Raw genomic sequence first — 22,889 nt, 5'->3', positions numbered from 1 at the left:
GCCCGGCGCCGGGCGCGGCCTTTCGTCCGTGCCAGCCCAACACCGCTTATTGCCTTCAAGCCATGGCTCCAATGCTGTATCCAGCTCCGATTCAAGGAGCTCGCGATGACCTCACACCTCGACATGCCCGACGCCAGCATGGCTGCCGATGAAAGGCGCGCGCACGATGATGACGCAGCGTGGCAGGACGATGTTCGCGCGGGCGTGCGGCATGTTCGCGATCTGGATTCCCTGCCGCTGTCGCCGGCCGAGCGCGCGGCGGCTCAAGTCGCGGCGACGCGCCACAAGGTTCGCATCCCAAAATCCTATCTCGATCTGATCGACTGGAGCGACCCCGCCGACCCCATCCGGGCGCAGGTCATCCCGTCGCCCGAAGAACTGGCCGAGCTGGAAGGCGAACTCGATGATCCGATCGCCGACTATGCCTTCAGTCCGGTGCCGCGATTGACGCACCGTCATGCCGACCGGGTTTTGCTGTTCCCGACCTATCAATGCGCGGTCTATTGCCGGTTCTGCTTTCGCAAGGAGTCGCTGACTTCGATCGGCCGCGGTTTTTCGCGCGAGGCGCTGGAGCCGGCCTTCGCCTATATCGAGGCCCATCCCGAAATCCGCGAGGTGATCCTGACCGGCGGCGATCCGCTGTCCCTGCCGGACAAGGCGCTGGCGGAAATCCGCGCCCGCATCGAGGCGGTTCCGCATGTGCGGCTCTTACGCATCCACACGCGCGTGCCCGTCGCGCTGCCCTCGCGTGTCACATCAGGGCTGGTTCGCTCCCTGCAGGGCCGGCTGATGGTCACGGTTGTCACCCATTTCAACCACGCGCGCGAAATCACTGATGCCGCTGAGCAGGCCTGTCGCGCGTTGCGGCAAGGCGGCTTCGTGCTGCTGAACCAGAGCGTTCTCCTGAAAGGCGTCAACGACACGGTCGAGGTGCTGGAAGAGCTGTGCCGCGAGCTGATGTACCGCCTTGGCGTCAAACCCTATTACCTGCACCACGGCGACCTCGCGCGCGGCATGGCGCACCGGCGCACCACGATCGCCGAGGGACAGGCGCTGGTCAGCGCCTTGCGCGCGCGCCTGTCGGGCATCTGCAACCCCGTCTATGTGCTGGACCTGCCGGACGGCGGCGGCAAAGTGCCGCTCGGCGCATCCTATGTCGAGGCGCAGGACGGAGAGACCTGGCGGATTCGCGGGCAGGATGGCGAGCTGAGGACCTATACGGAGCTTGTCGGCGACCTTTGAAACCTGGGTTCCTCGCCCCGCAAAGCGGGAGGGGTGGCTCGGCGAAGCCGAGACGGAGAGGGGTCTTTCGAGAAACGGAGACTTCCTTCAGCGCGCAAGCTTGTGCCACTCCTCGTTGGAACCGGATCCAATGACTCGCATTTTAAGAGATGACGGGCAAAGGAGCGTGGCGTGAAAGCCTTATCGGCGGTACTTGGCGGCTTTGTGCTGACGCTGGCGGTTTTCGCCAGCGGATTGGCCTTCGCCGTCTGGATTCTTTCCGCCGAGCCGGTGCGGCAGGCCGCCCCGACTTCCAGCGTTGCCGAACTGTGGCCGAGGGAGCCGCGGAAGGTGGACCCTGCTTCGCAGCGTCTTGAGCGCCTTCCCGCCCGCGAGCTCCCAGAGCTCCCAGTCGATCAAGTCTCAGTTGATCGCACCTCGAAACCTGTCGATGCCGCGGCTTCGGCGCCCGACTCCACCGCTACCGCCTCTATCAAGCCGGCAGCGGACGAGCAGCAGGAGCTGCCCGCCGCCCATGTGGAATGGTGCGCAAGCCGCTACCGCTCCTACAGGCCAGGCGACGACCACTACACATCTTACAGCGGAGAGCAGCGTCCCTGCATCTCGCCCTATATCGATGCCGGCGCGGCCAAGCGCGTCGCACTGCGTCCCGACGAAAGCGCCAGCTATGTCGAGGCGACCGACACGTGGTCCATGGATGGGAACGTTTCGGCGGATGAAACCGGCGGTGCCTGGCTTCCGCCCGACCACGTGCAATATTGCTTCAACCGCTACCGCTCCTATCGGCCGGAAGACAACACCTACCAGCCCTATTCCGGCGGCCCGCGCCGGCAGTGCGAGTAGGCAGGACGGGTGGCGGGTTGGCGGCCGCAGTGCATGGCGCCTTGTGCGACCCCGATCACGCAGATTTCTTGGATCGTTCGGGTTTGGCGCGGCGTTCATCCGATACCCAAAGGAGGAATCAACATGGGCGACGACCGGGAAGACAAGATTCGTGAGCGCGCATACCAGATCTGGGAACGTGAAGGCCGCATCCATGGCGATCCCGAGCGGCACTGGCACCGGGCCGAGGCCGAGATCGACAGGGAGGCAGCCCTGCCGCTGACGGCAGGCGATGCCCTGCCGGAAACCCGCGAGGTCGCGAGCTCCGACGTCTTGACGGTGGAGGCCCTGGCGGTGCGCACCGGCATATCGGGCGACCAGGCGCAGGAGCTGCTCGACAGGCTGGGCAACGACCGCGCGGCGATCGAGCAAGCCGCGCGCAACCTCAAAGGGAAGCAGCGGCTCGGGGAGTGACAGACGATCAGAAAAGTCAAAGACGGAAAATACCGGCTCTATTCGCGCAAGAAGCACGAAAAGACCGGCAAGCGCCGCAATCTCGGGACATTTGACAGCCGCGAGGCTGCGGAGAAGCACGAACGCGAGGTGCAGTATTTCAAGAGGATTGAGGGGGTTTGCTTTCCTGACGCTGCCCGGTGGCATCAGCGCGGCTGGCGCCGAACTTGCGCTGGTCGAAGCCCGGACGCGGCCGCCGCTACCGCTCCTATCGACCGGAAGACAACAGCTGCCAGCCCTATTCCGGCGGCCCGCGCCGGCGCCGTCCCTCAACCGCATCCAGCCGCTCTTGCAAATGCCCATTAAGCACGATCATCTCCTTGAGGGCCTTCACCGCATCGCCCTTGTGCCGGGCAATGAACCTGTCGGCGATGGCCTGAAGGGCGGCCTCCTGGCGGCTGTCCAGCGTCACGATGTGGTCCATTGCGATGCCTCCAAATGTTTCTGCTCAAATTGAACAAAACGGGAACAAAAGCGTCAAGTGTGAATTGACTCTGTGAGGAATGCCTTCCTATTTGTCAGCAGGTGGGGCGGTTGCTCACAAGCTGGGGAGTGCCGCGATGGGCAGACGAAAAAGCCGGTTTGACAGGCTGTCGACGAGGCATGCGGAGGCGATCATCAGCGACGCTCTGAGCCTGCGCAGGACGGTGCTTTCGTCGCAACTGCATCTGAAGGCGCATGGCGAGCTGTATTGGCAGCTTAGTGGACTTGTCGACAAATTGCATGAGGTGATGGGCAGCCTAGCGGAGAAGGAGCCCGATTTCCGGATGCCGAATCTTGGCCTGCTCCCGCTTCCCGAGGATTACCTGACTCGGAAATGACCCATGGCCGGGCCGATGGACAGCGTTGGACGTGCCGCGAAGGCCAACATGCTGCTGATCGTGGAATGCGGCCACTGTTACCATGTCGGACGCTTCAGGGCGAACGATGTCGCGCAGGTGGTCGGCTGGAACAAGCCGCTGGAAGCCATCAAATTCAGGTGCAAACGATGCAGCCGGAAGGACACCACCGTGCGCACCCAGTTCATCGACCAGGACCACCCGCCGAAGGGCTACATCTGGGTGCTGCAGAAGTTCAAGCTTTAGAACAGCGAGCCCTGTACGGGCGCCTGTGGCGCCTGCGGCGGAAACTTGATCTGCGTCGCCGGCTTCTCGACGATCACCAGCGTGTCATCCGCTGCCGTGCGCTGCAGGTGCCTTGCCTCCGACCATGGCGCGGTCAGCCAGGTCTCGGTTTCCTCCTGCGTGGTCAGGATGACTGGCATCGCCTTCTCGTGGATCGGCGCGATCAGGGCGTTGGGTCTGGTGGTCAGGAAGCCGTAGAGCTCGAAGTCGCCGGGGCCGTCCTTGACCTTGCGCACGCCTTGCCAGCGCGTCCATAGGCCGGCGAAGAAGAACAGCGGCCGCTCCTCGTTCAGCGCGAACCAGTAGTTCCTCTGGATACCGGTATCCGGGTCCTTGTCGCCGGGCGTCGGGCTTGGCTCGGCAAAGCTGGTGAGCGGCACCACGCAGCGGTTCTCGACGCCGAGATATTGCTGCCAGTGGCCGTATTGCGGGTTGCGGATGTTGGTGGTGCCGTAGTCGGCCTTGCCCTTCACCCGCTCAATCGGCGTCGGCATGCCCCACAGCAGGTTGGCCAGTTCCCGCGTCCCGTCCGGCGCGTTGCGCACCACCGGGCCGGGCTGGTTGGGGTAGATGTCGATGGAAGGCTCGAGATTGCCGAGGATATCGCGCAAGGCCCGGGTCCACTGGCGGATCGCTTCCTGGCTGGTGGTGATGTTGTAGAGGTTGCACATGTCGAGCCCTCAGGGACGTTCAGACATCTTGTGGGAAAGGGCAGGCAATTTCCAGCGCTGTCCGCTCGGCTGCTGACACGCTAGCCAAGCCGCCACCACAGGGCCGCGATCAACCGCCGCCACCCCGGCGATCGACCGCGCCAGATGGACACTGCCGTGCGCAGCGGCGAACCACGGGCCCCACTTACGCAACGGACGCCGATTGTGCGCGTTCTACCCATTAAGAGGAGCATAGCGACGGCTGGTCTCATGCGCTCACAATCGGAGGCAAACTATTATGTCCAAGTTCAAAGAAGCCCTTGATCGGGGGAAGGAAGCTCGCCGTGAGCAGGAGGGGAAGGTCGGCAATGAGAAGACCGAGGGGGTGGACTTCGGCGCGCAAGCCAGGGCCTGGCTAAACGACGTCGTGGTTGCGTCGTTGGAAGCGGCCAAGGCTGACGTGGCGGGCGAGGTGACTGTCGAGATGGACACCGCGCCACGCCGCCAAGCCAAAGCGTCAACACCATCTCTCCGGTTCAAAGTCTACAGGAAGCGAGGCAGCGAGAAGGAGGAAGTCGGAAGGACGTTCACGGTCAACGTTCAGCTGAGTGGGCAAGTGTCGGTCTCTTCGCCCGGGATGGTGGCAAGAGAAGTGGGAAACATAGGGGATAGGACTGACGAGCGGTTCTCTACCTTGCTAGCGGAACTGATCGAGGACGCAGCGAAGGGCACTTAGCCAGCAAGGTGTCGAGAAGGGCAGGCAATTTCCAGCGCTGCCCGCTCGGTTGCTGTTACCGCCGGGCCTGTCAGTAAATGGCTTACCTGATGTCGCGAATAGCCCTCCGTTAACCTTTCGTTAACCATGGCTGGCTAGCGTTTACCTATCAGTAAGGAATCGCTGTCCGTGACCTTCGCCGCCCCCGTCGAGACCAAATCCATTCGTTTTCGCGCCCGCTCCTTCGTCGCCTTCACGCTGACGCCGGAGGCCCCGCTTTCTGAGTGGCTGGAGAGCCTCGATCGCTGGATCGGCAACTCGCCCGGCTATTTCGCCGGCCGGCCGGTGGTGCTTAACCTCAACACGTTAAAGCCTGAAGTCGGCCGGATCGAAGCGCTGGTCGCCGAGCTTGGCCTGCGCGGCATCCGCATCTACGCCATCGAGCTCGACGGCAGCACGGCGCTCGAGGCCAATCTGCCGCCCGTGCTGATCGGTGCGAAAGAGGCCACCGCCGGACTGCTGATGCAGGCCGACAGCAAGGGCAGGCCGCAAGAGACGGGCAGGGCGGAAGAAGGCAAGGCGGAACAGGGCAAGCCAGAAGACAGGCAGCCGGAAGCGCCGGCCACGCTGATGGTCAAGACGCCGATCCGCTCGGGACAGTCGGTCTTCCACGCACATGGCGATGTCATCGTGCTGGGCTCCGTCGCCTCCGGTTCCGAGATCGTCGCCGCCGGCTCCATCCATGTCTACGGCACGCTGCGCGGGCGGGCGTCGGCCGGTGTGCTCGGCCATTCGGCGGCGCGCATCTTCTGCCGCAAGAACGAGGCCGAGCTGCTGTCGGTCGACGGCTGGTATTGCACCGCCGAGGAGATGGAGCCGTCCTTGCGTGGAAAAGCGGTGCAGGCGTTTCTCGAAAAAGACACGCTGCGTATCGCGCCGTTCAGCTAAGCATGCCGGCCAAGGTGCGCAATGTTTTTATAATGGCATATGAAACAAGCACTTAAGCGGATCGCCAAATCAGACGCTTAACAATACCAACAACAATAATGGAGGCATATATGGGCAAGGTAGTGGTGGTCACCTCGGGCAAGGGGGGCGTCGGCAAGACGACCTCGACGGCCGCCCTTGGCGCCGCCGTCGCGAGAACCGGCAAAAAGGTGGCCCTGGTCGACTTCGACGTCGGCTTAAGAAATCTCGATCTGATCATGGGCGCCGAGCGCCGGGTGGTGTTCGACCTGGTCAACGTCATCCAGGGAACGGCCAAGCTCTCGCAGGCGCTGATCCGCGACAAGCGGGTCGAGACGCTGTTCCTGCTGCCGGCCTCGCAGACGCGCGACAAGGATGCGCTGACCGAGGAGGGCGTCGGCGAGGTGATCGAAAAGCTAAGCTCGGTGTTCGACTACGTTTTCTGCGACAGTCCGGCCGGCATCGAGCGCGGCGCGCAGCTTGCCATGCGCTTTGCCGACGAGGCGGTCATCGTCACCAACCCGGAAGTCAGCTCGGTGCGCGATTCCGATCGCATCATCGGCCTGCTCGACGCCAGGACCGTCAAGGCCGAGCGGGGCGAACAGATCGCCAAGCACGTGCTGGTGACGCGTTATGATGCGGCCCGCGCGGCTCGCGGCGAAATGCTCTCGATCGACGACGTTCTGGAAATCCTGTCGACGCCGCTGCTGGGCATCATTCCCGAAAGCCAGGACGTGCTAAAGGCCTCCAACCTCGGTTCGCCGGTGACGCTCAGCGATCCGACGAATTCCGCCGCCCGCGCCTATATCGAGGCGGCCAAACGGCTTGAGGGCGAGGAGTTGCCGGTTGTCGTGCCGTTCGAGCGCAAGGGCTTTCTCGATCGGCTTTTTGGAAGGAGGGCAGCATGAACCTGTTAGACCTCTTCAAGCGGCGCGGCAGCGCGCCGGTGGCGCGCGAGCGGCTGCAGGTGCTGCTCGCCTATGAGCGCCGCAACCGCAGCCAGCCCGATCTCGTCTCGGTGCTGCGCGAGGAGATCATGGCCGTCATCGCCAGGCATGTGCAGATCGACCAGGATTACCTGCAGGTCTCGATGGATCGCGGCGAGACGATGTCGACGCTGGAGATCGACATCCAGATCCCCAACAAGAGCGCAAGACCACTGGCCATGTCGGCCTGAGCGGCAGTGTTGCGGCCAGAGAAGCGCCGGAAAACTCCGGCGCCGCGCGGCGGTCCTGCAACTGGTTCCATGAGTTGAGCGCGGCTGTCCAGCGCTGGTGGGTTTTACCTCAGGGCAATCGCTTCAACTTTGTGCTGCCCCTCATCTGCCTGCCGCCATCTTCTCCCCATATAGTGACGAGGAGAAGGGCTGGCCGCAACCTCGGCACGTTTTCTGCAACGCTGGAGACTGGCGAAATCCTTGGCGAAGTTGTCTTTCTCCCCGTCACTACACGGGGAGAAATGCCCGGCAGGGCAATGGGCGGCGGCGCCGTTATCGACAGTGGTCATCCCGACACCTGGTTGGGGCCATTTTTGTCTGAAGCGATTGCCCGGCGTTATCTCCTGGCCGCTATCCCAGCCACCACCAAAGCCCGCCCAGCACCGCCACCACCCCGGCGAACGACAGCCCGATGGCCAGCAATTCCCGCCATACGCAGCAGCCGGGATTGTCGACCGTCGCCGTGTAGTTGGCGAACACCCGGTCCCAGTCTTGCGGTGTGCCGGGCTTGCTGTTCGCCACCTTGCGCCAGAAGTCGAGATGGCTGTGATAGCAGGGGAAGCCGAGCCTGTTCAGCGCGGCAAAGGTCGACCGTTGCCCGTGCGTCCAAATCCCGCGCCGATTACCTTGAGCGCCAGGTCATTTCTCCCCCTTGGCCCCATTCCCCCCTGGACTGATATTCTTTTTTTGTGGCAGTCCGCAGGGCCCACGTAGCGCCCAGTGCGCCCGGCGGGCAACAAAGTTCCGTCGTGCCTTTCCGCAATAGGTCAGCTCTTTTTGAATGGAACAGCACGAGCCAGGAAGCATCTCAACCAGAGGATGCATTAAGCATGTGCACACTTCTGATCCATTTGCCCCTTGCGCAACCATTGAAAGGGTGAAAACGTTGGTCCGGGGTAAATGGGCAAGGGTGGCCGTCGCGGCTGTTAGAAGCTCCGGGACGGCTTTGGAAAGCGATGAATTTTCCACAGTTCCTGGTGGGGATGACCACCGCGTCATTCGTCGTGGCGCTCTCGACTTTTTTGGCAACGGGTTCAATCTGGAAGGCGCTGGGCTGGACGGTCCTTACCTTGATCGTTTCGCAGGTTGGATATTTTTTATTCGTCGTCCAGCTGATCTACAGAGCCGGGCGAAAGACACACAGGTAATCCGCGACCCGCGAGTACTGGACCATCGAGACCGTATCGGTTTTACGACGTGTCGAGATTCAATCACGCGCCGCAGAATATCGATGTGCCTAGATCATGACGTGACCGAAATAGATAAGATGGTCTAAGCCTTTTGAAAGCGGACTTGTTCGGTTCTGGGAATGTGCATTGGACGTTCCGTTACTTTAGCCAACCAGTATATATTTGCGGATACATATGTCTCGTGTTGGGCAGCACGGAAGCCTGCCTGCGGCTTGTGCAATAGGACAGGCTTGAGGGCGATCGCTGCTCTTCTCGGTCATCGTAACGGTATGGATCCCTAGGTCTGCGCTCCCGCTTCGCGTTCGCTTCGCCCTAGGATGACGAACGGGGGAGTGTTGTTCAGCCAATCTCGAAGTTTGCGATTTGCCATCAACCGCCATCCGCACGCGGCGACGCAATTGCCAATCTTCACCGTCCGCGATTGGCCTTAAGCAGTGATGCCTTCGTCATCCTAGGGCGAAGCAGGAGCGAAGCGACGTCGCGGAGATCCTAGGATGACTGCTGTTACAGTGGTCGAGGAGCGCGGCGCCGGACGTCCCCGGCCTCACGCGTCTGGCCAAAGCCGCTCATTCGGCCGCCAGCTTGTCCTGCGTCTTGGTGTCGAAATCGCTGGCGTCGTGGCGCTCATGCAACTGCATCGCCGGCTCGCCGAAGGCCCGGTTGACCATGCGGCCACGCTGCACCGCCGGCCGTGCGTCGATGGCTTCGGCCCAGCGCTGCACGTTCTTGTACTCGTCCACTGCCAGGAAGTCACCCGCGTCGTTGTACATGCGGCCCTTGGCCAGCCCGCCATACCAGGGCCACACGGCCATGTCGGCAATCGTGTAGGCATCGCCGCCGAGATACTCGCTTACCGCCAGCCGCCGGTCGAGCACGTCCATCTGGCGCTTGGTCTCCATGGCGAAGCGGTCGATGGCATATTCGATCTTTTCCGGCGCATAAGCATAGAAATGGCCGAAGCCGCCGCCGAGATAGGGCGCCGAGCCCATCTGCCAGAACAGCCAAGACAGGGTTTCTGCGCGCGCCGGCTGCTCGGTCGGCAGGAATTCGCCGAATTTTTCGGCCAGATGCACCAGGATCGAGCCGGATTCGAAGACGCGGATCGGCTTTGGCCCGCTGCGGTCCATCAGCGCCGGGATCTTGGAGTTGGGGTTGACCTCGACGAAGCCGCTGCCGAACTGGTCGCCGTCGTTGATCCTGATCAGCCAGGCGTCATATTCGGCACCTTTGTGGCCGAGCGCCAAGAGCTCCTCCAGCATGATCGTCACCTTGACGCCGTTCGGTGTCGCCTGCGAATAAAGCTGCAGCGGATGCTTGCCGACCGGCAGCTCCTTGTCATGCGTCGGGCCCGCGATCGGCCGGTTGATGCTGGCGAAGACGCCGCCATTTTCCTTGTTCCAGGTCCAAACTTTCGGCGGTGTATATTGGTTCATCTTGGGAGACCTTGTGTTGTGAGCGGGGAGCGTCTTGGGGAGGATCAGCTTGCGCGATGAGAGCGGGAGGGTGGATAGGGCAGGTTCGTCTACACATAGATACAGGTAGTGCGGTCGCCAGGAAGTTCAACTTATGTTGAACTATTGCCGATGCCGCGCGCCCCTTCTCCCCAATAGGCCCCGAGGGGGAAGGGCTAATCGATGCCCTTGCGCCTCGTCACGTGCGCCATACCTATAGGGATATCGGGCCTTGCCGGCCCACGCATCGCTTGCCGGGATTGAGAGCATGACCATCGATTCGATTTTGCGGTCCATCGTGGCGGTGCGGGCCTCGATCCCCGACGACGCCTTCACCGCCAATGCGCTGGGCACGAGCCGGGAAGGCAGCGGCGTAGTCATTCGCGATAACGGGCTGGTGCTCACCATCGGCTATCTCATCACCGAGGCGGAAGAAGTCTGGCTGACCGACCATAACGGGCGCGTGGTTCCCGCCCACGCGCTCGCCTATGACCAGGAATCGGGCTTCGGCCTGGTGCAGGCGCTGGCCCCGCTCGGCCTGCCCGCGGTGGCTTTCGGCGACGCGGCCAGGGCGATGGCCGGCGACCCCGTGGTGCTCGCCGACGGTATCGGCCAGGCGGTCAGGGCGCACATCGTCACCAAACAGGAATTCGCCGGCTATTGGGAGTATCTCCTGGACGAGGCGATCTTCACCGCGCCGGCCCATCCGTCATGGGGAGGTGCGGCACTCATCGGGCAGGACGGCAGGCTGCTTGGCATCGGTTCGCTGCGCCTGCAGATGAGCCGCGCCGGCGAGATCGCCGACATCAACATGGTGGTGCCGATCGACCTTCTGCCGCCCATTCTTGACGATCTCCTGACACGCGGCCAGGTTGCCAAGCCACCGCGCCCATGGCTCGGCGCCTTCTCCGCGGAAAGCAATGGCGAGGTCGTGGTGATGAGCGTCGCCGAAGGCAGCCCCGCCGCCGAAGCCGGCTTGCGCCAGGGCGACATCATCTCGGACGTCCGCGACGGCGAAGTCGACGGGCTCGCCGATTTCTACCGCAAGCTGTGGCAGAACCCGGCGGGCGCCGAGATCCCATTGCGGGTGGTGCGCGACGGCCGCGAAACCTGGCTGCGCGTCAAGTCGGCCGACCGCAACAGTTTTCTCAAGAAACCGCAGCTGCAGTGAAGCAGTCCGTACCGGTCAGATCTTTCTGATGCGGGGGCGCTGACCTCACTCGCCGCAGGCGCTGAAGCCTGTTCCAGGGTTCCACTCAGAAAAGGCAATGACCTTGCCTCCCACCGCCACGGTCTTCTGCTTTGTGGTGCCATCGGGCTGCATGTTGCTGCTTTTGCCCTTGCCGGTCAAAACATTGTAATCGCAGTCGCTTGCGACATTGTCTTCAAGAGTCATGATAATCATAGGCAAAGCCGGCGACGATAAAGGCGCCGTCGCGGTAAGCGAGCGTCAGCGTCTGGTTGGTCCGTTTGCTGCCGACCGGCATCGCCGGCAGATACAGTTTGATCGAGCCGTTGGGCAGTGCGGTCAGCTCCGGCTCGGTGTCGGAGGCCTCGTAGCCGGAGCGGTCGTAACCGTTCCACTCGCCGAGAATCTGGTCACGCACGATGCCGGCAGGACGCAAAAAGTTGTGTTCGCGATCCCTGAGAAAGAAATGCATGTCCATCGGTTCGCTTGGCTGGGTCTCGACGATCATCGCCAGGTCGACGGCGCCGTCGCCATTGAAGTCGCCGGTCAGCGCGGTGATGATCTTCTGGGTTTCTATCGGTTCCGCCAAGGCCACGGTTGGCGCCAGCAACATCAGGCCGAACAGCATCGCTCGCATGGCAACATCCCCAAGTTGAAGCCCGCCGTGCCTATCATGGGCCGGTTCTGCAAGAAGACTGTTACATCACGATTGGAAAAACCGCCATGGGCGCCGCGGGGACAGAGGGGGTGGACTGGCAGCTACATCCACCTGTTGACGCTTCCCCGCTGTTGCTTCATCCAGACGGATGCGGCGGCGCAGAGGGAGGAACTATGGCTGAGACATCCGATGAGCGAGCGCGGGGTGTCACCGGCACACAAAGGCAGGCCGGTTAATGCCGCCGGTCAAGGTCGACCCTGAAAAAGTGCGCGAATTCAGCGATGCCGAAAGCTTCTACACCTGGCTCGGCAAGCACCACGACACCGAGACAGAAGTCTGGATCAAGATACACAAGGTCGATTCGGGGCTGCCTTCGATCACGCCCAAGGAGGCCATCAACGTCGTGCTGTGCTGGGGTTGGATCGACGCCGTGCGCAAGGGGCTCGACGACAAGAGCTATTTGCAGCGCTACACGCCGCGCGGCAGGAAGAGCATCTGGAGCCAGATCAACGTCGACAACGTCGCCCGGCTGATCGAGGAAGGTCGGATGACCGAGCACGGGCTGAAACAGGTCGAGGCAGCGAAGGCCGACGGCCGCTGGGCGCGCGCTTACGGAAGCGGCAAGGACATGAAAATCCCCGGGGATTTGAAGGCGGCCATCGATGCCGAGCCCAAGGCGAAGGCGATGCTGGCAACGCTCAGCGCGCAGAACCGGTTCGCGCTCGCCTTCCGCATCCACAACATGAAGACCGAGGCTGGGCGCAAGAAGAAGATCGCGGTGTTCGTCGAGATGCTGAAGCGCGGCGAAACGATCTACCCGCAAGGGAAGAAATGAGGTTTTGTGGCTGGCGCCCTCGCGGCTGTGGCCGCGATGGCCGACCGTCGTCGTCCATACGCTCAAGGTCCGACGTTGCCTGCCGCTGGCCTTGAAGCTCTGTCCGGCTCCTCCATTTAATTCGCAATAGCGCGCAGGCGAAGCCACAAGCGGTTCGGAGGAGGCGGCGCGCTTCAAGGCCAAGGCGTGAGCCAACAGGCCTGAGCCAGGCTGGATCTGGTCTGCGCAGGTCGAAAGCGACAGCTCGCGGGGAGATCGCATAGGCGAAAGGTCGGATGACTTCAGACCGGCCGGGGTCAACGTGCCTGTCATCGGAGAAGCAACCGCCCCGCCGTGCCTCCTGTGGCCCCCTTCGCCGGCTCCTTGCGCAGTAACGGTTTCTTCTTTGCTTTTGCCGCACAATGGCCGCGACGGGGGCAGGCGAAGTCCAGGGCATGGCCGACAAGAAGAATCGCAACGGAGAGTTCTGGGAGCTGGCGCTCGAACGCGCGCATCTTGGCGTCTGGGATTGGGATCTCGCGAGCGGCGACTGTTTCTACTCGGCAATGTGGTCGCAAATGCTGGGCTATGGCGAGGGTGAGCTTGTCGAGGCGAGCGATCTCTGGCTGCAGCTGACGCATCCCGACGACCGCGAACGCGCGGTGGCCAGCGGCGACCGCCACATTGCCGGCCTGACCGATTCCATCGAGACCGAGCTCAGGCTGAAGCACAAATCCGGTCACTGGGTATGGGTTCTCGATCGCGGCGGGGTGGTCGAGCGCGATGTCGAAGGCCGGCCGGTCAGACTGATGGGCGTCCAGACCGACATCACCAAGCAGAAGCAAGCGGAAGCAGAGCTTGAACAGGTCAATGTGCGCTTTCGCCTAGCATTGGCGGCCAGCGGCACCGGCATCTGGCATCACGATCTTGCCGCACGCAAAAGCTACTGGGACGAGCGCACGCGGGAAATCTTCGGGGTTGTCGCCGAAACCGACGAGGTGTCTCAAGACCTCTGGCACAGCTATCTGCATCCGGATGACAGGGCCGACGCCGAGCGGGCCCACTTGGCGCCGCTGCAAACCCAAAAGGTCGTCGCCGTGCAATACCGCATCATCAAGCGGGACGGCGAAATCAGACATGTCGAATCGCTGATACGGTTCATCGCCGACGCCCAGTCGTCAGGCCAGATCCTGGGCACGGTGCGCGACATCACCGAGGCGAAGCAACGCGAGCAGGAACTTGCCCATGCGGCCCACCATGACGCGCTGACCGGCCTTCTGAACCGCGCTGCATTCGACCGGCTGCTGGCCGAGCATATCGCAACGGCGCGCCCGCTTGCGGTCTTCTACGTCGATCTCGACTACTTCAAGGCACTGAACGACTTCGCCGGCCACGCCGCCGGCGACCTTGCACTGAAGAGCGTCGCCGAGCGCATTCTGGGCTGTCTGCCGCCGTCGGTGCATGCCGCGCGCCTCGGCGGCGACGAGTTCGCGCTGCTGGTGCCTGGTTGCGACGCAGCGCAGGCCGAACGTCTCGCCGGCGCCGTTCTCGCGGCGGTTCGCGATGCCGATCTTGGCTCGACGGCGGCGTCGCGCAAGCTCGCGGCCAGCATCGGCATCGCCTTTGTCGCCGATGAGAATACCGCGGTGGCCGACGCGCTCGCCTGCGCCGACGACGCCTGCTATGCGGCCAAGGCCGCCGGGCGCAATCGCTTCGCGGTGTTCTCCCCTGAGACAACATCCGGTTCCAGCGGTCTCAATGCGGCGCGGCTGGCGGCCGACACCGTCGATGCCATGGAAGACGGAAGACTGAAACTGTTCGGCCAGGAGATCCATCGGCTCGGAACACCTTTGCAAGAGAGCCGCCATGTCGAGGTCCTGGCGCGGCTCGCCGGGCGCAACGGGCGGCTGATCCCGCCGGGCGAGTTCATCCCGGCGGCGGAGCGGTTCGGCATAGCCTCGCGGCTCGATCGCTGGATCATCAGGACGGCGCTCTCGCTCCATGGTCCGGCGCTCAAGTCAGGGGCGCTCACGCTCGGCTTCAACCTGTCAGCGCAGACCCTGAGCGATCCGCAGCTTTGGGATTTCGTCGACGCCGTCATCGATGAGACCGGGGCGCCGCATTCCGGCATCGGCTTCGAGATCACCGAAACCGCTGCAGTCACCAATTTCACTGCTGCCGAACAGTTCGTCCGCAAGGCGCGCGAGCGACGCTGCCGCGTCAGCCTCGACGATTTCGGGGCGGGCATGAGTTCGTTCGAATATCTCCGGCGCTTTCCCGTCGACGCGATCAAGATCGACGGCTCATTCATCGAGCATATTGCAGAGAGCCGCTTCGACCGCGAAATCGTCTCGGCCATATCCGGCATCGCCAGAAGCCTCGGCTGCTCCGTGGTGGCGGAGAAGATCGAAGAGCAGGATACGCTCGACATCCTCAGGGATATGGGCGTTGCCTTCGGCCAGGGATTTCTGCTGCACCGGCCGGAGCCGCTGCAAGCGATCGTGGCACGGGCGAGCGCGCAAGCGGCTTTGCCAGCTGGACGGCGAGCATAGCATCCGCTGGCCGGGTGCGAGGCTGCAGGACGGCCAGCGATCCGTCACGCGCGAGATCGGATTCGCGTCGGTCGAAGGTGAGAAAGCCTAAAAGCCGCGAGAACGTCCGGAACAGTTCCAGCGTTGACACTGCGAGTTGGTCAGGGCTTTCCCGGCGGACGATAGCGGATTGTCTTTGCCTTACCAAGGGCTTGCATCGTCTCCTCGACGCTTAGGAGAACGGTGGTCTCGTACGAGTTGATCGCTCCTCCCGCACCAATGGCAAGCATTACAGATGCCATCGAAACGTTGTCTGGCGCCTCCCACAGGTTCCAGCCATCGTGCTCTCCGAAGGCATACCAGAACCCGTGCAGCTTTCCGCCCACCGACTCGATGTAGGTGCGGGCTGCCTCGCGTCTATCCTCGGGGTTTTCGATCAGGCGCGCCCAGGTCTCGGGCGTATAGCTGAATCGTGAGAGATACATGGGCATGGTTCGCCTCCAGCGCTGCGGCTCGGCGTCAAGGGATCGAGGGGAATGGCGCCGAGCCTAACCGGCTTGGGCAGTTCGCCGGCTGACGAAATATGCTCTTAAGCTAATATAAGAGCAACAGCTATAAATCCGCGCTCCATAGGTCGCCTCATAGGCTTCCGCCGAAGAGACCGCAGAATGCCGGATGGTTCCAGTTCGATTTTTTTGGCCATGCCGGTTCGCCAATGTGAACCGATAGTCAGCTGATTTAGTACCTTTCTTTATCAAGCCAAGATCCGGCCTTAGCGCAAATGGCGAGCGGGCAGGCGCGCGACATTTCCCGCCGTGCCAATAACCCTATCCGCAGCCAAAGCAGCGTTACAAGCGGGTGGGAAATTATCCGGCAGTCGGCGCAATCATCAGGAGGCCCGGCTCTGCCGGGCCTGCTTCGAGCCTGTCTCGGAGCCTGTCTCGTTCAAGAGGCTGCAGAGCGAAACGGCCTCATCGTGACAGAGGCCGATCAGCGCAAGCGCCGAAAACTGGGCCGGCAGATCGAGCCTGACGTCCCACACCATCCATCTGCCGTTTGGCTCCATGATACATTCAAAACGCAATGCACCGTCCGACATTCGACCCCCCAACGATTGCCCGCTAGGTGGTATCGCGTCAAAGTAAAAGAGTTATTGCGCTCCTGAACCTGGCGTTGAATCCGGCCGATAGCGTGGCAGGCCGGAAACACGCGGCATGGTCAAGTCGCAGTGATGGATCCGGCCGCGATGATGATCCGGCCGCGGTGATGGTCCGGGTCGACGCCGCCGGATGCGGATCAGGCGTTGCGGCTCGCCATATGCGCATCGAGCTTCTTTCTCGAAGGCCCGTACCGCTTGATGATGGTCGCGGCCTCGCTCGGCGGTATGCCGTATTTTCTTGCAAAAGCCGCAACGTCGTAAGGCTCCTCGCCGGAGGCCGGTTTGCGGTCCTGCTTGCTCTTGGATTTGTCGTCGGCCATGTCGTCCTCCGTCACATCCGGTCGTTATAGGGTGCCTGGTCCGGCCGACCATCCTTACCATTCGGAAAAGGCAGGCACACCGGTCCCCCCGGGCATTGCTGCGCGTTGCAGCAGTCTGATCGGATCAACACCGATCGGTTGCCCGGCTGGGGAGCTGCTGGTTCCCGCTCATGGGCTCGAACCACGATTCACGCCTTCAAAGGGCGCTGTCCTACCATTAGACGAAGCGGGAGTAGAGGAAGTGAAAGCTGTCTAACACTTTCTCATCCGCGTATGAAGCCGCTTCATACCGTCATCTGCTTGAGCACGAGACACGCCCTTTTCAGCAGGGCCTTGTAGAAGATAGGAGCAATCGCCGTGATTAAAACCGACCTCTGCGACGTCTACCGACACTACATTGCCTGCCTGAATAAGCAGGACTGGCCGAAGCTGGGACAGTTCGTTCATGATGAGGTGATCCACAATGGCCGGCGGCTGGGGTTATCAGGTTATCTCGAAATGCTGGAGGGAGACTTTGCTGAAATTCCGGACCTTCATTTCAACGTTCAGATGCTGATTTCCGATCCGCCCTATATAGCGAGCCGGCTAGCCTTCGACTGTACGCCGAAAGAAATGTTCCTTGGCCTTCCTGTAAACGGGAGGAGAGTTTCCTTTGCCGAGAATGTTATCTACGAATTTCGTGACAAAAAAATTGTACAAGCATGGTCGGTTATAGACAAGGTGGCTATTGAAGCTCAGCTTTAGGACGGTAGATTGTCGCGTATCTTGTCTCAAAGCAGTCTTTACCATGCTGGACAATGTGGCCTGAGCCTAGACTCGTGTTATCGCCAACAGCCACGCCAGAAGGTCTAGCAACAATAGAAACAAGGCAAGCTGTAGCGACATGCGCAAGCGCTGAATGATCCGCCAATTGCTGGCCATGTCGGTTTTAATGCGCAGCGCAAGCGCGCGGTGCATCACATCCATGGTGCCGGAAGGGTCTTTATCGACAAAGTCCTGGAGCAGCTGCTCTGGATCGAAGCGGAACGTATAGGCGTAGTAGGGGCCACAACATGATCACGACCAGCAGCCCGATCAGGAAAAGCAACGCCAGCGCCAGCCAGTCCCACAGCCCCAGTCCGTCCAGGAGAGCCCTGCCGCCGAGGAGAGAACTCACGAACGCGGTTGCAAAGATCAGATTGCCCGCTCGCGTATTGAGGCTCTCCACCACGTTCTGCTGATGCAGGAGACCCCGCACCGCTTCCGCATAAACAAAGGCCAGGCGGGGGTCAGAAGCCGCAGCGGGCTGGGAGTGGTTTTCTCCCGCCGATGAAGAATGCTCGGCCATGAGGTGTCGTTCCACGTTCCGATATGAACCACGATATGAACCATGGCAGCTGCCTGTCTACCGCCTGTCAACGAGCCCGGCCTTGACGCCTGCACACATTGCCCCAGATTACGCGGCGGAGTTTCAGATATGCGATACGACTGGCAGGGGCGCAAATTCCTGGAACGGCATTTCGGCATTGTTATCGCAATTGGCCTGGTTGCAGGGCTGTCGGCCTTGGCTGCGCTGGGCTACACGCCTTAAGCCTCGGATTCAGCGCCAATCCCTAATGTAAGCGAAAAGCAACGGTGCGACGCAACCAGACCGGCGCCACGTGCATTTCAATGCATGACGATGTTTCGACCCGATATCCCTGCAAAATGCTGCGCTTATTGCGGCGGGCGCGACCACGGCTACGAAGACTGCCCGAAGCGGAAAGTTGACGCCGAACAGCAGAAGGTGCGGGATGTCGATCCAGCCCCAAGCCCGGCATCGGGGATAGAAAAGCCCGAGCCTGGCATCGGGGATAGAAAAGCCCGAGCCTGGCATCGGGATAGAAAAGCCCGACAAAACCGCAGCCTGAACCATCCCGTTGATTGGCCCAATCGAACGAACCCGGCCGCTGCCGAGCGCCTATCGCTTCTGCTGCGTATAACCAACGGCATTGGCGAAAGAAATGTCGCCCTTGATCTCGCGCATGGCCATCGAGGTGATCGTGCGGCGCACGCCGGGCAGGCGGCTGAGCTCGACGCGCAGCATCCTGTCCAGCGCCATCATGTCGACCGTCACGATCTGCAGGAGATAGTCGGCCTCGCCTGTCGTGGCGTGGCAGCGCCGGATCAGCGGGTGCGCCTGGACGGCGGCCTCGAAGGCTTCGGAAAGCTCGAAATCGATCGACACCTGGATGAAGGCTTCGATGCCGAAGCCGAGTTTTGCCGGGTCGATCCGTGTCGAGTAGCCGCGGATGATGCCGGCGTCCTCCAGCGCCTTGACCCGCTTCCAGCACGGCGTCTTGCTTAAGCCGATCTCGTCGGCGAGCACAGCGAAGGAGGTACGCGCGTCGCGTTCGAGCGCCGCGACGATCTTCCGGTCAAGGGCATCCAGCATCAAACGTTCTCCATGGCGGCTCACTGAATGGGGGTTCGTCCTTCATTTTTCGCTATTTGAATAACAGAAGGGAACAATGTTCAAGCCAAAAGCGCTTATTCTTCAGGCTCGGATGCCCTCAACCGACGGGCCGGGCAAAGGAGCAGCTGCCATGCACAAGCCGGACTATTATGCCCGCATCGAAGCGCCCGAGATGCGCGACTACGGCGTCTATCTCAGGTGCGACAAGCTTCTCGCCTGCCAAAAGCCGCTGTCCGAGATGGTGAATGCCGACGAGCTGCAGTTCCAGATCGTCCATCAGGTCGAGGAGCTGTGGATGAAGCTCATCACCTACACGCTGGTCGATGTCGTCGACTTCCTCGAACAGCAGAACACGCATCGCGTCGTTACGCTGATGGGGCGCGTGCATCGGCTGATGCGCATGATGACGGCGCAGCTCGACCTGCTCGAAACCATGTCGCCCAAGGAATACCAGGAGATTCGCCTGCAGCTCGGCAATGGCAGCGGCCAGGAATCGCCGGGCTTCAAGCTGCTCTTGCGCATGCCGCCGGACCTGTGGCGGGCCTTCAAGGCGTCCTATCTCGACGGTCGCGGGCTCTCGGTCGAGGATGTCTACGATATCAGGTATGATCACGGCGACAGCTATGTCGTCGCCGAGGCGCTGATCGAATTCGACGAGCTGTTCCAGAAATTCCGCGCCAATCATCTCTACCTCATCCACCGTTCAATCGGGCTAGGCTCGAAATCGCTCAAGGGCCGGCCGGTCGAATTGCTGCAGGCCGGCGCCCTTCATCGCTTCTTCCCGGAGCTGTGGGACATACGCTGCGACATGACCGACCGCTGGGGCAGCCAGTATGGGACGGTGCGGGATTCGATCAGCCATCCGGAGGCGGCAGCCGAGTAGGCCGCTTCGCGCCCCGCCGGAGTCTCACGGCTGATAGCCGAGGCAGATGGCGCCGAGTGCGACGATGGCGCAGGCGGCGATGCGCCGGGGCGTCAGCACCTCGCCGAGAAACAGCCAACCGATCAACGCCGCGAAGATGACGCTGGTCTCCCGCATCGCCGTGATCGGGCCGGCCGGCCCGAGCGCGAAAGCGGCGACCACGAGGCCGTAGGCCAGCAGCGCGAACACGCCGCCGCCGAGCGCCTTAAGCGTTTCGGCAGAGCGAACATCGACGACGAGCCGGCCACGGAAGGCAATGAAGACTGCCGGCAACAGGGCACCGTAGATCAGCAGAACCCATGCGGTGTAGGCAGTGGCGCTTCCCGCCTGACGAACGCCGATCGCATCGACCGTCGCATAGGCGGCGATGATCGCACCCGCCGCCAGCGAATGGAGGATCGATGTGATGTCTGTCCGTCCCTTTCCCAAGGCAAGGCTCATGATGCCGCCGGCGACGAGCCCGACGCCGAGGATTTGCGGTATGGCGAGATGCTGGTTGGCCAGGAGAAATCCGCCAAGTGTGACCAGCAGCGGCACGCTGCCGCGGACGATCGGATAGACCTGGCCCAGTTCGCCGTTCCTGTAGGCAGCCACCAGAAACATGGTGTAGCCGACCTGCAGGCAGGCTGAGAGCACGACGTAGGGCCAGGCATGGGGTGCCGGAGACGCGCTAGAGATCGCCAACGGAATGGCGACCACCGTGCTCGAAAAGCTCATTACGGTGACGGTCCACAGCCTGTCGGCTCCTGTTCGCAGAAAGGCGTTCCAGCTTGCATGCAGGATTGCGGCAAGCAGTGCCAGCCCGATGACCGTCGCGCTCATGGCGCGGTCATGGCGCTGGGAGCGGCGATGATGCTGAAGGCAGCCTTGCGGGCATCGCAAATGGCTGTGTCGGCCTGTCCCATCTGGGCCATGAGAGTTGCCCCCTCGATGAGCATCAGCAGCGCCGCCGCCGTGCTTGCGGCTCGGTCGGGCGGCATCATGTCCTCGAGGATGGACTGCATCCTGCGCCTGAGGCCGTTCTTCTGCCCCGCGACGGCCTTGAACACCGGGTGCTCTGGGTTGCCAAACTCTGCCAGCGCATGCGCAAACAGGCAGCCGTGGAAATCGGCGCTGCGAAACCAGCGCTCGTACCAGTCGAAGATGGTCGCGATCTTCTGCTCGGGCGTGACGGCTTCTTCAGCAAGGCGATCGAGCTGACGGTCGAAACGCCGGGCGCGATAGTCGAGCACCTGGACGATCAGATCGTCCTTGCTGGGGAAGTGACGATACATCGTCATCTTGGCGACCTCCGCCTCGGCGATGATCCGGTCGATGCCGGTGGCATGGAAGCCGTCGCGCTTGAACAGTGCATAAGCGATTTCGACGACGTGCCTGCGCTTGTCGGAGCCGAGCGGCGATGATGAGATCATGGCTTGTCACCCTAAGAAGTGAGACAGGTCTGTCTATTCACTAGGCGAGGAACTCCCGTCGGTCAAGGCCGTCGCTGGATCCTGGTGGTGAACGCAAAAACAGCAGCGGCGCTGCGACGATCGCAGCCGGACGGTTTATTCATGAGGAGATAGGGCATAGAAAGCTTCGGCCGATGTCGGACTTGCGGCCGACCGATCGTCCTTGGGTCGAAACCGTCGCAACAGCTGGGAGAGAGACATGCCGTCCGAAGTCCTTCAGACGCCGTGGCAGACCGCCGCAATCCTCATTGGCCGCCTGATCTTCGCGGCTGTCTTCCTGATGGCGGTGGCCTTCAAGTTCATGGATATGGGCGCCACCGCGGGCTACATTGCCGCCGCCGGATTTCCGTTCCCGTTGTTTCTGGCCTGGTGCGCGGCGCTGCTCGAAATCGTCCTCGTGCTGTGCTTCCTGACCGGCGCCTTCTTCTCGCAGGCCGCTCTTGTCGCCGCCGCCTATGTGCTGTTCCTCGCCTTTGCCTTCCACGGCCCGTCGCACTGGGCCGGCAACCAGGCCGAGTTCGGCTTCTTCGTCGATCATTTTTCTTTCCTGGCCGGGCTGCTGTTTGCCGCCGTGCATGGGCCGGGCCGCGTGCTGACGCTGAAACGTGCATTCGCCAGATCCTGATCCGGGAGTTGCGGTCGCAAAGTACGGAACAGGCCGGCGTAGTCCGATATATTTGCCGCCTCTAATGTTTCGGCTCGGCGAAGATGGACTTGTATTGCCTCTGTACTTGTGACTTTGAACGCGATAAGCAAGACGCGGGTCTTTAGGGGGAATTCATGAACATCGCCACGCGTTTTGCTGCCGTCATCGTCGGCATGTCACTGCTTGCCGGCTGCACCACGCTCACGGAAGGAGAGTTCAACACGATACATGCCTCACTTGAAGGCAGCCCTGCCGTGAAGCGCATGGCCATCAAGGACTGCATTGCAAGAGAGAGAGCCACGCCGCTCGGCGAAAAGAAGACTTACGCCGCGTTCATGAATGTGAGCGTGGCGAAGTACGAGACAGCCCTCTGCAGCCGTATCAGCAATGCCGTTGCCAATGGCAGGATGACCTACGCCGACTATGTGAAGCTGCAATCGCCCACCGCCGACAACAGCAAGGTCATCAGGATCATGCAGGGCCGCTAGACTGGCCGCCTCGGCGCGTCAGTTCTGTTCGCCGCCTCACATCTGGTCGTTGTAGGGTTCCTTCATTCGGCCGACCATGCGCGCCAGTTTCGAGAATGACGGCATATCTGCCTCCGGCTGGCACTGATTGGCCAGTTCCAGCAGCCGGATCGGGAAGTTGACGGCATCGCGGCTCGACGCCGACATGCCTTCGGACCGCTCCTCGCTGGTCTCGCTGGCTTCGGCCTTGCGCAAGGCGATGTCTATCTCTTCGACCGTCAGCACGCCCTTGCGGACAAGGACCTGATTGATCGATGCGACGGCCATCAGCAGGCCTTCGAGTTGCAGATTGGCGACATTCATGGCTTTGCTCCCATTGGTAAAATTGCAAACGCGCGAACGCCGGTTC

Annotated in this window: 30 protein-coding genes and 1 tRNA gene; 16 read left to right on the top strand and 15 right to left on the bottom strand. The window is 62.0% G+C overall.

Annotated elements, in window-relative coordinates:
• Positions 1–105 precede the first annotated feature (105 nt).
• From EOA78_RS17085 to EOA78_RS17075, 3 genes are all read left to right on the top strand, one after another.
• The gene (locus EOA78_RS17085; protein ID WP_127316135.1) at positions 106–1,242 is read left to right on the top strand and encodes a KamA family radical SAM protein; all 1,137 of its coding nucleotides are present in this window, start codon (positions 106–108) and stop codon (positions 1,240–1,242) included.
• A 171-nt stretch (positions 1,243–1,413) separates the two neighbouring features.
• On the top strand, positions 1,414–2,085 hold the full coding sequence (locus EOA78_RS17080; RefSeq protein ID WP_127316134.1) for a BA14K family protein: 672 nt from the start codon (positions 1,414–1,416) through the stop codon (positions 2,083–2,085).
• Positions 2,086–2,208: 123 nt separating this feature from the next.
• Entirely contained in the window at positions 2,209–2,538 is a 330-nt protein-coding gene (locus tag EOA78_RS17075; protein ID WP_127316133.1) for a DUF2934 domain-containing protein, read from the top strand.
• A gap of 277 nt (positions 2,539–2,815) precedes the next feature.
• On the opposite strand, the gene EOA78_RS36000 is transcribed toward EOA78_RS17075, so the two are convergent.
• Positions 2,816–3,001, bottom strand: a complete 186-nt coding sequence (locus tag EOA78_RS36000) for a hypothetical protein (RefSeq protein ID WP_164783791.1) — start codon at positions 2,999–3,001, stop codon at positions 2,816–2,818.
• Between the two features lie 136 nt (positions 3,002–3,137).
• On the opposite strand from EOA78_RS36000, the gene EOA78_RS17055 reads away from it, so the two are divergent.
• Positions 3,138–3,398 (top strand): hypothetical protein, encoded by a 261-nt coding sequence (locus EOA78_RS17055; RefSeq protein WP_127316132.1) that lies wholly within the window; start codon positions 3,138–3,140, stop codon positions 3,396–3,398.
• A 3-nt stretch (positions 3,399–3,401) separates the two neighbouring features.
• The gene (locus EOA78_RS17050) at positions 3,402–3,662 is read left to right on the top strand and encodes a hypothetical protein (protein ID WP_127316131.1); all 261 of its coding nucleotides are present in this window, start codon (positions 3,402–3,404) and stop codon (positions 3,660–3,662) included.
• On the opposite strand, the gene EOA78_RS17045 is transcribed toward EOA78_RS17050, so the two are convergent.
• Complete coding sequence (locus tag EOA78_RS17045) at positions 3,659–4,372, bottom strand: SOS response-associated peptidase (RefSeq protein WP_127316130.1); 714 nt, start codon at positions 4,370–4,372, stop codon at positions 3,659–3,661. The genes EOA78_RS17050 and EOA78_RS17045 overlap by 4 nt on opposite strands.
• A 277-nt stretch (positions 4,373–4,649) precedes the next feature.
• Between EOA78_RS17045 and EOA78_RS17040 the strand changes: the two genes are divergently transcribed.
• The 4 genes from EOA78_RS17040 (at position 4,650) to minE (ending at position 7,209) form a co-directional block, all read left to right on the top strand.
• Positions 4,650–5,087: a hypothetical protein gene (locus tag EOA78_RS17040; protein ID WP_127316129.1), complete on the top strand. Its 438-nt coding sequence runs from the start codon at positions 4,650–4,652 to the stop codon at positions 5,085–5,087.
• Between the two features lie 168 nt (positions 5,088–5,255).
• Entirely contained in the window at positions 5,256–6,014 is a 759-nt protein-coding gene (gene minC, locus EOA78_RS17035; protein WP_127316128.1) for a septum site-determining protein MinC, read from the top strand.
• Positions 6,015–6,124: 110 nt separating this feature from the next.
• Positions 6,125–6,940: a septum site-determining protein MinD gene (gene minD / locus EOA78_RS17030; protein ID WP_029351318.1), complete on the top strand. Its 816-nt coding sequence runs from the start codon at positions 6,125–6,127 to the stop codon at positions 6,938–6,940.
• Positions 6,937–7,209: a cell division topological specificity factor MinE gene (gene minE, locus EOA78_RS17025; protein WP_029351320.1), complete on the top strand. Its 273-nt coding sequence runs from the start codon at positions 6,937–6,939 to the stop codon at positions 7,207–7,209. The genes minD and minE overlap by 4 nt, the downstream gene beginning before the upstream one ends.
• 390 nt (positions 7,210–7,599) lie before the next feature.
• On the opposite strand, the gene EOA78_RS17015 is transcribed toward minE, so the two are convergent.
• Together EOA78_RS17015 and yghU are read right to left on the bottom strand one after the other, a co-directional pair.
• Positions 7,600–7,824, bottom strand: a complete 225-nt coding sequence (locus tag EOA78_RS17015) for a sulfotransferase (protein WP_245477540.1) — start codon at positions 7,822–7,824, stop codon at positions 7,600–7,602.
• A 1,180-nt stretch (positions 7,825–9,004) separates the two neighbouring features.
• Complete coding sequence (gene yghU / locus EOA78_RS17005; RefSeq protein ID WP_127316127.1) at positions 9,005–9,871, bottom strand: glutathione-dependent disulfide-bond oxidoreductase; 867 nt, start codon at positions 9,869–9,871, stop codon at positions 9,005–9,007.
• Positions 9,872–10,157: 286 nt separating this feature from the next.
• Here yghU and EOA78_RS17000 point away from each other — a divergent pair, with 286 nt between their 5' ends.
• Positions 10,158–11,060 carry a S1C family serine protease gene (locus tag EOA78_RS17000; RefSeq protein WP_127316126.1) on the top strand — a complete coding sequence of 301 codons (903 nt, stop codon included), beginning with the start codon at positions 10,158–10,160 and terminating at the stop codon, positions 11,058–11,060.
• Positions 11,061–11,105: 45 nt separating this feature from the next.
• On the opposite strand, the gene EOA78_RS37065 is transcribed toward EOA78_RS17000, so the two are convergent.
• Positions 11,106–11,285 carry a hypothetical protein gene (locus tag EOA78_RS37065; RefSeq protein ID WP_245477536.1) on the bottom strand — a complete coding sequence of 60 codons (180 nt, stop codon included), beginning with the start codon at positions 11,283–11,285 and terminating at the stop codon, positions 11,106–11,108.
• On the bottom strand, positions 11,275–11,715 hold the full coding sequence (locus EOA78_RS16995) for a hypothetical protein (RefSeq protein WP_245477534.1): 441 nt from the start codon (positions 11,713–11,715) through the stop codon (positions 11,275–11,277). The genes EOA78_RS37065 and EOA78_RS16995 overlap by 11 nt, the downstream gene beginning before the upstream one ends.
• Positions 11,716–11,971: 256 nt before the next feature.
• Here EOA78_RS16995 and EOA78_RS16990 point away from each other — a divergent pair, with 256 nt between their 5' ends.
• Both EOA78_RS16990 and EOA78_RS16985 read left to right on the top strand, forming a co-directional pair.
• Positions 11,972–12,571: a YdeI/OmpD-associated family protein gene (locus EOA78_RS16990; RefSeq protein WP_127316125.1), complete on the top strand. Its 600-nt coding sequence runs from the start codon at positions 11,972–11,974 to the stop codon at positions 12,569–12,571.
• 434 nt (positions 12,572–13,005) lie between these two features.
• A complete protein-coding gene (locus EOA78_RS16985) occupies positions 13,006–15,102 on the top strand; it encodes an EAL domain-containing protein (RefSeq protein ID WP_127316124.1) in 2,097 nt (698 codons plus the stop codon).
• A 140-nt stretch (positions 15,103–15,242) separates the two neighbouring features.
• Here EOA78_RS16985 and EOA78_RS16980 read toward each other — a convergent pair whose 3' ends face one another.
• The 4 genes from EOA78_RS16980 to EOA78_RS16965 all read right to left on the bottom strand — a co-directional run bounded on the left by EOA78_RS16980 (position 15,243) and on the right by EOA78_RS16965 (position 16,792).
• Positions 15,243–15,572 (bottom strand): GYD domain-containing protein, encoded by a 330-nt coding sequence (locus EOA78_RS16980; RefSeq protein WP_127316123.1) that lies wholly within the window; start codon positions 15,570–15,572, stop codon positions 15,243–15,245.
• A 398-nt stretch (positions 15,573–15,970) separates the two neighbouring features.
• Entirely contained in the window at positions 15,971–16,180 is a 210-nt protein-coding gene (locus tag EOA78_RS16975; RefSeq protein WP_127316122.1) for a hypothetical protein, read from the bottom strand.
• A 197-nt stretch (positions 16,181–16,377) separates the two neighbouring features.
• Positions 16,378–16,560, bottom strand: a complete 183-nt coding sequence (locus EOA78_RS16970) for a DUF3606 domain-containing protein (RefSeq protein ID WP_065009113.1) — start codon at positions 16,558–16,560, stop codon at positions 16,378–16,380.
• A 158-nt stretch (positions 16,561–16,718) separates the two neighbouring features.
• Positions 16,719–16,792: transfer RNA gene (locus tag EOA78_RS16965), tRNA-Gln, on the bottom strand.
• Between the two features lie 125 nt (positions 16,793–16,917).
• Between EOA78_RS16965 and EOA78_RS16960 the strand changes: the two genes are divergently transcribed.
• On the top strand, positions 16,918–17,304 hold the full coding sequence (locus EOA78_RS16960) for an ester cyclase (protein ID WP_127316121.1): 387 nt from the start codon (positions 16,918–16,920) through the stop codon (positions 17,302–17,304).
• 238 nt (positions 17,305–17,542) lie between these two features.
• Here the strand turns inward: EOA78_RS16960 and EOA78_RS16955 are convergent, their stop codons facing one another.
• Positions 17,543–17,887, bottom strand: a complete 345-nt coding sequence (locus EOA78_RS16955; protein WP_245477531.1) for a hypothetical protein — start codon at positions 17,885–17,887, stop codon at positions 17,543–17,545.
• 612 nt (positions 17,888–18,499) lie between these two features.
• On the bottom strand, positions 18,500–18,973 hold the full coding sequence (locus tag EOA78_RS16950) for an Lrp/AsnC family transcriptional regulator (protein WP_127316120.1): 474 nt from the start codon (positions 18,971–18,973) through the stop codon (positions 18,500–18,502).
• A gap of 151 nt (positions 18,974–19,124) precedes the next feature.
• Here EOA78_RS16950 and EOA78_RS16945 point away from each other — a divergent pair, with 151 nt between their 5' ends.
• A complete protein-coding gene (locus EOA78_RS16945) occupies positions 19,125–19,877 on the top strand; it encodes a tryptophan 2,3-dioxygenase family protein (RefSeq protein WP_127316119.1) in 753 nt (250 codons plus the stop codon).
• Positions 19,878–19,901: 24 nt separating this feature from the next.
• Here the strand turns inward: EOA78_RS16945 and EOA78_RS16940 are convergent, their stop codons facing one another.
• Together EOA78_RS16940 and EOA78_RS16935 are read right to left on the bottom strand one after the other, a co-directional pair.
• Positions 19,902–20,738, bottom strand: a complete 837-nt coding sequence (locus tag EOA78_RS16940; protein ID WP_127316118.1) for a DMT family transporter — start codon at positions 20,736–20,738, stop codon at positions 19,902–19,904.
• On the bottom strand, positions 20,735–21,325 hold the full coding sequence (locus EOA78_RS16935) for a TetR/AcrR family transcriptional regulator (protein WP_127316149.1): 591 nt from the start codon (positions 21,323–21,325) through the stop codon (positions 20,735–20,737). Before EOA78_RS16935 ends, EOA78_RS16940 begins: the two co-directional genes overlap by 4 nt.
• Positions 21,326–21,566: 241 nt before the next feature.
• Between EOA78_RS16935 and EOA78_RS16930 the strand changes: the two genes are divergently transcribed.
• Together EOA78_RS16930 and EOA78_RS16925 are read left to right on the top strand one after the other, a co-directional pair.
• Entirely contained in the window at positions 21,567–21,992 is a 426-nt protein-coding gene (locus EOA78_RS16930; protein WP_127316117.1) for a DoxX family protein, read from the top strand.
• Between the two features lie 155 nt (positions 21,993–22,147).
• On the top strand, positions 22,148–22,501 hold the full coding sequence (locus tag EOA78_RS16925; protein WP_127316116.1) for a hypothetical protein: 354 nt from the start codon (positions 22,148–22,150) through the stop codon (positions 22,499–22,501).
• A gap of 36 nt (positions 22,502–22,537) precedes the next feature.
• Here the strand turns inward: EOA78_RS16925 and EOA78_RS16920 are convergent, their stop codons facing one another.
• Positions 22,538–22,843 (bottom strand): hypothetical protein, encoded by a 306-nt coding sequence (locus EOA78_RS16920; RefSeq protein ID WP_077382773.1) that lies wholly within the window; start codon positions 22,841–22,843, stop codon positions 22,538–22,540.
• Positions 22,844–22,889 lie beyond the last annotated feature (46 nt).

This window comes from Mesorhizobium sp. M5C.F.Cr.IN.023.01.1.1, assembly GCF_003997585.1.
Taxonomy (GTDB): Bacteria; Pseudomonadota; Alphaproteobacteria; order Rhizobiales; family Rhizobiaceae; genus Mesorhizobium; species Mesorhizobium wenxiniae.
This window is presented reverse-complemented; position numbering and strand designations above follow the sequence as displayed.